Below are 10,812 nucleotides of genomic sequence, written 5' to 3'. Positions count from 1 at the left end.
TCCAATAACTTTTTGTTTTATATTTAAAACTTTTGCTTTCCTATTTATAACCATTCAATTTACTTAGTACCAAATATATAAATTGAATGGTTAAAATAAGCGGTTGATTAAATTATCCAATACGTCGTTTTAGTCCTGTCATTTGTAAAATACGTGTTGAAATTTCTTCAATCGACATTTCAGTGACATTTAAGTATTTAATACCTTCTGAAATATAAATTCCTTCAATTGCTCTAAGCTCCATCTGGCATTGGCTAAAACTCGCATAACGACTATTTGCCTTACGCTCACTACGAATCGCTACCAATCGCTCAGCATCAATCATCAAACCAAATAACTTACTACGATGAGCTCTTAATACTGCTGGCAAACGGTTATCATCCAAATCTTCTTCAGTTAATGGATAGTTTGCAACACGAATACCGAATTGAAGAGATAAATAAATTGAAGTCGGTGTTTTACCCGAGCGGGAAACTCCAATTAAGATTAAATCCGCTTTATCATAATGACGAGTACGTGCCCCATCATCATTATCAAGCGCAAAATGAACGGCATCAATACGGGCTTTATAGTATTCAGAATCGGTTACCGCATGGGTCTGCCCGACCAACGTTGTTGGTGGTGTCCCAAGCTCTTGCTCAAGTTTACTAATTAAGCCTTCAAATACATCCAGATTAACCGCTTTAGCCGTATTAATAATCTCTCGCACATGTGGATCAACTAAAGTATCAAAGACTAAAGGTAGGCAACCATCTTTGGTTTGACATCGATTAATCTCAACTACCACATCCATTGCCGCCTCTTCAGTTGTAATATACGGCATGATGTGAATATCAAAATCTACATTGGGAAATTGTGCTAATAACGAATGTCCAAGGGTCTCGGCAGTAATTGCAGTTCCATCAGAAATAAAAAAAACACTCCGCTTAAATTGTTTACTTTCTGACATTAAAATTCTCCTTAAACATTTGTCTTAGTGCTATATAATCTTTATAGTAAACTGATCTTACATGACTGTCGCTTAGTATAATTCTCAACTAAGCACTTTATTTTTATAATTTCATGCCAAGATAGACATTAATACTGCAAAAGTGGAGTGAAAACTTTGGAAGCGCGCGTAATCGGTCTAGAAAAATTAGGGAAACACGATGTCGAACTCGTAGGTGGGAAAAACTCATCTTTGGGTGAAATGATCAGCCATTTATCAAATGCTGGCGTATCGGTACCTGGTGGCTTTGCAACTACTGCTGCTGCCTATCGTGAGTTCTTAGACCAAAGTGGTCTCAACGCTCGAATTCAAGCAGAACTTGCTCAACTTAACGTCGATGACGTAAATGCTCTTGCAGAAACAGGTGCTAAAATTCGCCAATGGATTGTAGAGACTCCACTCACTGCAACCTTAGAACAAGAAATTCGCGCCGCTTTTACAGCACTTTCTAACGGCAACCCTGATATCGCGGTTGCCGTTCGCTCATCTGCAACTGCTGAAGATTTACCAGATGCATCTTTCGCGGGTCAACAAGAAACTTTCTTGAATATTCGCGGTATTGATAACGTACTTATTGCGATCAAAGAAGTATTTGCTTCTTTATATAATGACCGTGCAATTTCTTACCGTGTACACCAAGGTTTCGATCATGATGTTGTAGCATTGTCTGCTGGTGTACAACGCATGGTTCGTTCTGAAACCGGTGCTGCTGGTGTAATGTTTACACTTGATACAGAGTCTGGTTTCCGTGATGTTGTATTTATCACAGCATCTTACGGTTTAGGTGAAATGGTTGTACAAGGTGCCGTTAACCCTGATGAATTCTACCTATCTAAACCATTATTAAATGCTGGTAGACATTCTATTTTACGCCGTAACCTTGGTTCTAAACACCAAAAAATGATTTATGGTGAAGAAGGTTCTGCGGGTAAATCTGTTGTTGTTGTTGATGTTGAAAAACAAGAGCGCCAACAATTTGCTTTAAATGACCATGAGTTACAAGAGCTAGCTAAACAAGCACTCATCATCGAACAACATTACGGCGCTCCAATGGACATCGAATGGGCAAAAGACGGTGATGATGGTCAAATTTATATTGTTCAAGCTCGTCCTGAAACTGTAAAAAGCCGCCAAAACGTAGGCACTATGGAGCGCTACCTTCTCAAACAAAGAGGTACAGTTCTTTGTGAAGGGCGTTCAATTGGTCAACGTATTGGTTCAGGTAAAGTCCGTATTGTTAACTCAATTAAAGAAATGGACAAAGTTCAAGAAGGCGACGTTCTTGTGTCGGATATGACCGATCCTGATTGGGAACCGGTAATGAAACGTGCTGCTGCAATTATCACTAACCGTGGTGGTCGTACATGTCACGCAGCAATTATTGCACGTGAACTTGGTGTACCAGCTATTGTAGGTTGTGGTAACGCAACGGAAGTATTGACTGACGGTCAAGAAGTAACTGTTTCTTGTGCTGAAGGTGATACAGGTTTCATTTACGAAGGTGCATTAGATTTCGAAGTTCAACGCAACTCAATTGAATCTATGCCTAAGCTTTCGTTCAAAATTATGATGAACGTAGGTAACCCTGACCGTGCATTTGACTTTGCTCAAATTCCAAACGAAGGTATTGGCCTTGCTCGTCTTGAGTTCATCATTAACCGTATGATCGGTGTACATCCTAAAGCCCTACTCAACATTGACAGCCTACCTCGTGAAACTCGTGCTGCCGTTTTAACTCGTACAGCGGGTTATGCATCACCAGTAGATTTCTATGTTGAAAAATTGGTTGAAGGTATTGCTACTCTTGCTGCTGCATTTGGTGACAAGCCAGTTATCGTTCGTATGTCTGACTTCAAATCAAACGAATATGCAAACTTAATTGGTGGTAAGTTATACGAGCCTGAAGAAGAAAACCCGATGCTCGGTTTCCGTGGTGCAAGCCGTTATGTATCTGATAACTTCCGTGATTGTTTCGAATTAGAATGCCGCGCACTTAAGAAAGTTCGTGATGAAATGGGTCTCACCAATATTCAAATCATGATTCCTTTTGTACGCACAGTATCTGAAGCGAAACGCGTTATTGAATTACTTGCACAAAATGGCTTGAAACGTGGTGAGAATGGCTTAAAAGTAATCATGATGTGTGAATTACCAACTAATGCCCTGTTAGCTGAACAATTCTTAGAGCACTTCGATGGTTTCTCTATTGGCTCTAATGACTTAACACAGTTAACGTTAGGTCTTGACCGTGACTCAGGTATTGTTTCACACTTATTTGATGAACGTGATGCAGCTGTTAAAGCACTTCTTTCAATGGCAATCCATGCCTGCCGTAAAGCAGGTAAATATGTAGGTATCTGTGGTCAGGGTCCTTCAGACCATCCAGATCTTGCAAAATGGTTAATGGAACAAGGTATTGAATCTGTCTCTCTTAACCCAGACTCAGTTTTAGATACATGGTTCTTCCTTGCTGAAGAAAAAATCAAGCAAATCTAATATGTTATAAAAAAAGGCCCATCCGTGGGTCTTTTTTCATCTTTAGAATAGAGAATTTTTATTTATGCAAATTTACTTGGCACGTAATAATCAACAAGCTGGGCCTTACACTTTAGAACAAGTAAATCAAATGTTGGCGAGCCAACAAATTTTGTTAACTGATTTAGCTTGGCATGAAGGCATGACAGAATGGAAAGCTTTAGGAGAATTAACCCAAGGTAAACTTGTATATCAACCTATCGGTTATTCTATACCTACAATAAACACGAATACATCAACTAATGAAACTATTCGTCAAATTCGTGTAGAACCTAAAGTTCATGAACTTGCGTCTATTCCAGCTCGGGCTTTGGCAAAAATTATTGATTTATTGCTTTGGTTACCAATCGCTGCAATTCCGTCATTTTTCTTTAATGAAGCTCAATATAAGCAATTATTCGAGCTGCAAAAACAGATGCAATCCGCAGAAGTCGCATCGACTAAAGCGGCAGAGTTACAACAGCAACTTTTTACCTTAATTCCGATAGAAGCTTGGCACTCAATGCTTCTTTACGTCGTAATTATGCTTGCTATTCAAGCCATTCTTTTAACGAAGTTTGGGCAGAGCATAGGTAAAAAAATCGTTGGAATTAAAATTGTAGATGCTGAAGATAATAGCAAGGTTAATTTAACTCGTATTTTCTTATTAAGAAGTATTGTTTTTATCATATTAAACTTACTGTTCATGCCAATCAGTACAATTATTGACTACGCTTTTGCACTAGGGCAAAAGCGCCAAGCTTTACATGACAAAATTGCAAGAACAAAAGTGATCAAATGATAATGAATGACTCATTCATTTAATGTCTAAAAAAAGAGGAGGCACCCCGCCTCCTTTTTTCTATAGAGAGTTGATATTTAAATAAAAGCTCTAGTGAAATTAAATACCCTACAAAAAAAATCGGGTTTTAAAACAATTATTTCAGCCTACTTTATGTATAGCTTAGTTTGTCGATATGAGGCATAATGCCCTACAACGTAGCGGTGTCATATAATTGAGAAGTCTAAATTTTAGGATTAGCGTTCTCAATCATGCGACACTTTAATCGCTATCCCATATTTAATTAGGGAATGGGACTCTTCACCGAGGTTGTAAAATGAGACAAACGATTTTAGCTGTATTGTCTTTATCAACGCTTGCCGCACTTTTGACTGGGTGTGGTGGTGATATGGTACTTCTAAACTCTAAAGGTCCAGTTGGTCAAGGTCAAAGTGACCTTATGATGACTGCGATCTATTTAATGTTACTTGTGGTGATTCCTTCAATCATCATGGCATTATGGTTTGGTTGGAAATATCGCGCGTCAAATAAAGATGCAGACTATAAACCTACATGGGCACACTCAACTGCAATTGAAGTTGTAGTATGGGGTATCCCTGTCATTATTATTGGTATTTTAGCTTGGTTAACTTGGTGGGGTTCCCACAAGTACGACCCATACCGTCCTTTAGAATCAGATAAAGCACCTTTAACTATTCAAGTTATTGCTGAACAGTTCAAGTGGATCTTTATTTATCCTGAACAAAACATTGCAACAGTTAACGAAGTACGTTTCCCTGAAAAAACTCCGTTAAGCTTTAAAATCACTTCTAACTTTACAATGAACTCATTCTTCATTCCACAGTTAGGCGGCCAGATTTATGCAATGGCAGGTATGCAAACTCACCTTCATTTGTTAGCAAATGAAACTGGTGTATATCGTGGTTTCTCTTCTAACTACTCAGGTTATGGTTTCTCTCAAATGCGTTTCAAGGCGCATAGTGTTACAGAGCAACAATTCAACGAATGGGTAGCAGCGGTTAAAGCAGGTAATGGTTCAACCATTAACCCAGAAGCAGTTCAAAAAACTACGCTTGACCAAGCTGAATTGGCAACCTTACGTGATGGTAACCGTTCTAAGCATCAGATCGAGCATTTAGTGAATCGTGCTAAAGCTGCTGGTGATGAAAAAGCAGTTGCTGAAGCTGAAGCTATGAAACCGTTCCCGACTAAGCCACACCCTGTGACTTATTACTCTACAGTTGAACCAAAATTGTTTGAAACAATTATCAACCACTATATGAGTAACTATCATGGTGTTGACCACTCTGCTGCACACGCAACAGCTGATACTCATGCTGCAGCTGAACACGCTGCTCAAGGGGAATAAGACATGGATATGATTTTTGGTAAACTGGGTTGGGACTCTATCCCGACAGAGCCAATCGTACTTGTCACCATGGTCCTTATGGCAATTGGTGCAATTGCAGTGCTTGGCGGTATCACCTATTTCAAAAAATGGGGATATTTGTGGAATGAGTGGTTTATTACAGTAGACCATAAAAAGATTGGTATCATGTATATCATCGTATCCGTTATCATGCTTCTGCGTGGTTTTGCCGATGCGATCATGATGCGTTTACAACTTTTCCTCGCTAAAGGCGGTGGTGAAGGTTATCTACATCCTGACCATTACGACCAGATCTTCACCGCGCATGGTGTAATCATGATCTTCTTCGTAGCAATGGGTCTCGTTGTAGGTATGATGAACATCTCTGTACCTTTACAGATTGGTGCTCGTGACGTTGCTTTCCCATTATTGAACTCTTTAAGCTTCTGGTTATTCGCTGGTGCTGCTGGTTTGATGATGCTTTCACTTGTATTAGGTGAATTTGCTGCGACTGGTTGGATGGCTTACCCTCCTCTATCTGGCATTCAATATTCTCCTGGTGTAGGTGTCGACTACTATATCTGGGCACTTCAGGTTTCTGGTCTAGGTACGCTTTTATCTGGTGTTAACTTCTTCGTTACCATCATCAAAATGCGTGCGCCTGGCATGAAATTAATGGACATGCCTATTTTCACGTGGACTTCACTTTGTACGGCTGTATTAATCATTGCCTCATTCCCTGTATTAACAGGTACTCTTGCAATGCTTACTCTTGACCGTTACTTCGGCTTCCATTTCTTCACAAATGAGCTTGGCGGTAGCCCAATGCTTTATGTGAACTTGATCTGGACATGGGGTCATCCTGAAGTATATATCTTGGTATTGCCTGCATTTGGTCTATACTCAGAAATCGTTGCAACCTTCTCTCGTAAAGCGTTGTTCGGTTACAAGTCTATGGTGTATGCAACTATCGCGATTACTGTTCTTGCGTTTGTTGTATGGCTTCACCACTTCTTCACCATGGGTGCTGGTGCGAACGTTAACGCGTTCTTCGGTATCATGACCATGGTTATTGCGATTCCTACTGGTGTGAAAATCTTCTCTTGGTTATTCACCATGTATAAAGGTCGCATCACCTTTACTACTCCAATGTTATGGACACTTGGCTTCCTTGTAACATTCGGTATTGGTGGTTTAACTGGTGTACTTATGGCTGTTCCACCTGCGGACTTCTTGGTACACAACTCATTATTCTTGATCGCTCACTTCCATAACGTAATTATCGGTGGTGTGGTGTTTGGTATGTTTGCCGGCATCATTTACTACTGGCCAAAAATGTTTGGTTGGAAGCTCAATGAAGCATGGGGTAAAGCTGCATTCTGGTTCTGGTTCTTCGGTTTCTATTTTGCATTCATGCCACTTTATATCCTTGGTTTCATGGGTATGACTCGTCGTTTGAATACATATGACAACCCTGAATGGGATCCGTACCTTGCGATTGCATTATTTGGTGCTGTTCTTGTTGCTATTGGTATTGCATGTTTCTTAATGCAAATCATTGTTGGTTTCTTACAACGCAAAGACAACATGGACCTTACAGGCGATCCATGGGATGCTCGTACACTTGAGTGGGCAACTTCTTCCCCTGCTCCGTTCTATAACTTTGCGCATGAACCAGATGCAAGCGGTATCGACCGTTTCTGGACTGACAAAGAAAATGGTGTAGCATACGCACGTAACACTAAATATGAAGACATCCACATGCCGACTGATCGTGCAGCTGGTTTTGTTATTGCAATGTTCATTACTCTTCTTGGCTTTGCACTCATCTGGCATATTTGGTGGCTCGTTGTTGTTTCATTCGTTGCAGCTGTTGTTAGCTTGATCGTAAGCTCATTCACTAAGAATGTTGATTACTACGTTCCTGCTGCTGAAGTTGAGCGTATTGAAAACGAACGCTATGCTTTACTTGAAAAACACTTGAAGAAGGACTAAGGAAATGGCTGAAGTACTTCATCACGACAACCACGGCCATGACGGTCATCATGAACATGATGATACTGATTTAACGGTCTTTGGTTTTTGGACATACTTGATGAGTGACTTGATTCTTTTCGGATCACTCTTCATTGCGTTCGCTGTATTAAGCAGTCATATCCCACCAGGAACTCCAAGTGCATATGACCTATTCCATGATTCACTAGGCTACGTGTTAACTGAAACATTCGCCTTATTGATTTCATCGGTAACTTTTGGTTTTGCTGTACTTGCATCTTATAAAAAGAATGTGAACCAAGTTATCACCTGGTTATTTATCACATTCCTTTTTGGTGCAACGTTCATTGGGATGGAAATCTACGAATTCCATCACCTTGTACATGAAGGTCATGGTCCAACTCATAGTGCATTCTTATCATCGTTCTTTACTTTGGTTGGTACACACGGTATCCACGTAACCTCTGGTCTCGTATGGATGCTTGTATTAATGTATCAAATCAAGACTAAAGGTTTGACTTTACCGAATACACGTCGTCTTGCTTGCTTAAGCTTGTTCTGGCACTTCCTTGACATCGTTTGGATCTGTGTATTCAGCGTCGTTTACTTAATGGGAGTTCTCTAATGAGTAGTCATGAGCATAATGCTGCTGGTGCGTCACACGGTAACTTTAAGCAATACACTGTTGGATTTATCCTTTCTGTTATCCTCACCATCATCCCTTTCGGGATGGTGATGGCGGGTGGTTTCAGTCGTGGTCTTTTAGTTACAGTGATTGCAATCACTGCGGTTGCTCAGGTCCTTGTACAACTTGTGTATTTCTTACACATGAATACATCATCTGAACAACGTTGGAATATGATTGCATTCATCTACACAATCCTTTGTATCGCTGTACTTTTAATCGGTTCTGTGTGGATTATGAATTACCTTCACTACAATATGATGATCTAAACTGATTGTCATGTTGAAAAAATATCTATTCCTGACTAAACCAGGAATTCTCTTCGGTAATTTCATTACCACCTTGGGCGGCTTTTTCTTAGCCGCTCAAGGCTCTATAGACATCTTATTATTACTTCTCACCCTACTCGGAACAACTTTAGTTGTAGCTTCTGGTTGCGTTGTTAATAATGTTATAGATCAAGATATTGATACAAAGATGCAGCGCACGCAAAACCGCGCACTTGTTAAAAAAACAATCTCTCCTACTATTGCGATGATATATGCATTCGTACTTGGAGTAATTGGTTTTAGCATTCTGTGGTTCGGTGTAAATGGCTACGCATTTTTGTTTGCAATGATTGGTTTTATTGTCTATGTCGGTTTTTATAGTTTGTGGACTAAACGTACCTCAATCCATCAAACCGTCATTGGTAGTATCTCCGGGGCGAGCCCTCCTGTTATTGGTTATACAGCAGTAACTCATCAATTTGATGTGGCAGCCTTGCTTTTGTTTTTAGCATACGCTTTATGGCAAATGCCTCATTCTTGGGCAATTGCAATTTATCGTTTTGATGATTACAAAAATGCGGGAATTCCAATTTTGCCTGTAGCACGTTCTATTTATCGTACGAAAATTGAATGTGTAATCTATATCCTGTTATTTGCAGCTGTTTTGAATGGGTTATATTGTTTTGGCTATACCAATATATTCTTTTTAATTACCTTTAATGCTTTGACTGCATATTGGTTATATTTATCAGTTGTTGGATTTAAAGCCGAAAATGATCAATTGTGGGCTAAACGTTTTTTTCTCTACTCGGTCATATTAATTACCCTGTTAAGTTTGAGCTTTAGCTTTACCTATCAATCCCCTGCTCCAAATCTTCCTCTCTTTTAAACAAGAGAGGATTTCCTCTTTATAGTAAAGAAGTTTTACTTTTCTGATCAAAAGATTTGTTTTTAGTCGAACTTTTACCTATAATTCAGCCTTCGCAAATTTTGCGACATAACTTATTCAGTTATGACTCCTTGCTTCTAATTTTTTTATTAGGGGCTGTTTAAACCGTAAGGAGCTGACAATGCGTCATTACGAAATCGTACTTTTGGTACACCCAGACCAAAGCGATCAAGTTGTAGGTATGGTTGAACGCTATATCTCTCAGATCAAAGAAGCTGAAGGTCAAATTCACCGTTTAGAAGATTGGGGCCGTCGTCAATTGGCTTACCCAATTAACAAAATTCACAAAGCGCACTACATTCTTATGAATGTTGAATGTGGTCAAACTACGCTTGATGAGTTAGAAGAATTATTCCGTTATAACGACGCGATCATTCGTAACCTTATCATCCGTCGTGAACACGCAATCACTGAAGAGTCATTGCTTGCTAAGAGTGCTGAAGAAAAGCGTGCGCGTAAAGCTCAACGCGAAGAAGCACAGCAAGTTGCTCAAGAAGCTGAATAAGGAGAACATCAATGGCACGTTTTTACCGTCGTCGCAAGTTCTGCCGCTTTACAGCTGAGAATGTTGCGTACATCGACTACAAAGATATCGACACTTTAAAACAGTACATCACTGAAAACGGCAAGATTGTTCCTAGCCGTATCACTGGTACTAAAGCTCGTTATCAACGTCAATTAGCACTTGCTATCAAACAAGCTCGCTATTTGTCTTTGATTCCGTACACTGACAACCATAAGTGAGGTGATCTGTGGACGTTATCTTATTACAACGCATTAAGAACCTTGGTAAATTAGGCGATAAAGTATCAGTTAAAGCTGGTTACGGCCGTAACTTCCTTATCCCTCAAGGTAAAGCAGTTGCAGCTACTGAAGCTAACACTGCTGCTTTTGAAGCTCGTCGTGCTGAACTTGAGAAGCAAGAAGCTGAAGTTTTAGCTGCTGCTCAAGCACGTGCTGAACAATTGAATGAAGTTAACATCGTTATCACTGCTAAAGCTGGTGACGAAGGTAAACTCTTCGGTTCTATCGGTACTCGTGACATCGCTGACGCATTAACGAATGCTGGTCTTACAGTTGACCGTGCAGAAGTTCGTTTACCAAATGGCGCGCTTCGTCACACTGGTGAATTCAACATCGCAATCCAATTGCATCATGATGTTGTTGCAGAAGTTCTCGTTACTATCGTATCTGAGTAATTTCTTATCAAAAAAAGAGCATGCTTTTGCATGCTCTTTTTT

The 10,812-nt window shown here is 39.9% G+C and carries 11 protein-coding genes; 10 read left to right on the top strand and 1 reads right to left on the bottom strand.

Annotated features, from left to right (window positions below):
• Positions 1 to 112: 112 nt before the first annotated feature.
• On the bottom strand, positions 113 to 949 hold the full coding sequence (gene ppsR, locus HUN22_RS12280) for a posphoenolpyruvate synthetase regulatory kinase/phosphorylase PpsR (protein ID WP_002119749.1): 837 nt from the start codon (positions 947 to 949) through the stop codon (positions 113 to 115).
• Positions 950 to 1,096: 147 nt separating this feature from the next.
• Here ppsR and ppsA point away from each other — a divergent pair, with 147 nt between their 5' ends.
• From ppsA to rplI, 10 genes are all read left to right on the top strand, one after another.
• Positions 1,097 to 3,484: a phosphoenolpyruvate synthase gene (ppsA, locus tag HUN22_RS12275; RefSeq protein ID WP_174729744.1), complete on the top strand. Its 2,388-nt coding sequence runs from the start codon at positions 1,097 to 1,099 to the stop codon at positions 3,482 to 3,484.
• A gap of 64 nt (positions 3,485 to 3,548) precedes the next feature.
• Positions 3,549 to 4,304, top strand: coding sequence for an RDD family protein (locus HUN22_RS12270; RefSeq protein WP_174729741.1), 756 nt, complete (start codon positions 3,549 to 3,551; stop codon positions 4,302 to 4,304).
• A 316-nt stretch (positions 4,305 to 4,620) separates the two neighbouring features.
• Positions 4,621 to 5,673 carry a ubiquinol oxidase subunit II gene (cyoA, locus tag HUN22_RS12265; RefSeq protein WP_016145817.1) on the top strand — a complete coding sequence of 351 codons (1,053 nt, stop codon included), beginning with the start codon at positions 4,621 to 4,623 and terminating at the stop codon, positions 5,671 to 5,673.
• A gap of 3 nt (positions 5,674 to 5,676) precedes the next feature.
• Entirely contained in the window at positions 5,677 to 7,668 is a 1,992-nt protein-coding gene (gene cyoB / locus HUN22_RS12260) for a cytochrome o ubiquinol oxidase subunit I (protein ID WP_174729737.1), read from the top strand.
• A 4-nt stretch (positions 7,669 to 7,672) separates the two neighbouring features.
• Positions 7,673 to 8,293, top strand: coding sequence for a cytochrome o ubiquinol oxidase subunit III (gene cyoC / locus HUN22_RS12255; protein WP_016145819.1), 621 nt, complete (start codon positions 7,673 to 7,675; stop codon positions 8,291 to 8,293).
• Positions 8,293 to 8,622, top strand: coding sequence for a cytochrome o ubiquinol oxidase subunit IV (locus HUN22_RS12250; RefSeq protein ID WP_000094534.1), 330 nt, complete (start codon positions 8,293 to 8,295; stop codon positions 8,620 to 8,622). Before cyoC ends, HUN22_RS12250 begins: the two co-directional genes overlap by 1 nt.
• A 10-nt stretch (positions 8,623 to 8,632) precedes the next feature.
• The gene (gene cyoE / locus HUN22_RS12245; RefSeq protein ID WP_057106887.1) at positions 8,633 to 9,511 is read left to right on the top strand and encodes a heme o synthase; all 879 of its coding nucleotides are present in this window, start codon (positions 8,633 to 8,635) and stop codon (positions 9,509 to 9,511) included.
• Positions 9,512 to 9,692: 181 nt separating this feature from the next.
• On the top strand, positions 9,693 to 10,076 hold the full coding sequence (gene rpsF / locus HUN22_RS12240; protein ID WP_002119610.1) for a 30S ribosomal protein S6: 384 nt from the start codon (positions 9,693 to 9,695) through the stop codon (positions 10,074 to 10,076).
• A gap of 11 nt (positions 10,077 to 10,087) precedes the next feature.
• A complete protein-coding gene (gene rpsR, locus HUN22_RS12235; RefSeq protein ID WP_000090661.1) occupies positions 10,088 to 10,315 on the top strand; it encodes a 30S ribosomal protein S18 in 228 nt (75 codons plus the stop codon).
• A gap of 8 nt (positions 10,316 to 10,323) precedes the next feature.
• The gene (rplI, locus tag HUN22_RS12230) at positions 10,324 to 10,770 is read left to right on the top strand and encodes a 50S ribosomal protein L9 (RefSeq protein WP_000382591.1); all 447 of its coding nucleotides are present in this window, start codon (positions 10,324 to 10,326) and stop codon (positions 10,768 to 10,770) included.
• Positions 10,771 to 10,812 lie beyond the last annotated feature (42 nt).

Origin of the sequence: Acinetobacter lactucae, assembly GCF_013344765.1 — a bacterium.
Classification (GTDB): domain Bacteria; phylum Pseudomonadota; class Gammaproteobacteria; order Pseudomonadales; family Moraxellaceae; genus Acinetobacter; species Acinetobacter lactucae_A.
The sequence above is the reverse complement of the archived record's forward strand: the minus strand, read 5'-3'. Positions and strand labels throughout refer to the sequence as shown.

Bases quoted from the DNA above. Each gene is read 5' to 3' on its own strand.
- cyoE (WP_057106887.1), top strand. From the start codon at position 8,633: ATGTTGAAAAAATATCTATTCCTGACTAAACCAGGAATTCTCTTCGGT.
- rpsR (WP_000090661.1), top strand. From the start codon at position 10,088: ATGGCACGTTTTTACCGTCGTCGCAAGTTCTGCCGCTTTACAGCTGAG.
- HUN22_RS12250 (WP_000094534.1), top strand. From the start codon at position 8,293: ATGAGTAGTCATGAGCATAATGCTGCTGGTGCGTCACACGGTAACTTT.
- rpsF (WP_002119610.1), top strand. From the start codon at position 9,693: ATGCGTCATTACGAAATCGTACTTTTGGTACACCCAGACCAAAGCGAT.
- ppsR (WP_002119749.1), bottom strand. From the start codon at position 949: ATGTCAGAAAGTAAACAATTTAAGCGGAGTGTTTTTTTTATTTCTGAT.
- HUN22_RS12270 (WP_174729741.1), top strand. From the start codon at position 3,549: ATGCAAATTTACTTGGCACGTAATAATCAACAAGCTGGGCCTTACACT.
- cyoB (WP_174729737.1), top strand. From the start codon at position 5,677: ATGGATATGATTTTTGGTAAACTGGGTTGGGACTCTATCCCGACAGAG.
- cyoA (WP_016145817.1), top strand. From the start codon at position 4,621: ATGAGACAAACGATTTTAGCTGTATTGTCTTTATCAACGCTTGCCGCA.
- cyoC (WP_016145819.1), top strand. From the start codon at position 7,673: ATGGCTGAAGTACTTCATCACGACAACCACGGCCATGACGGTCATCAT.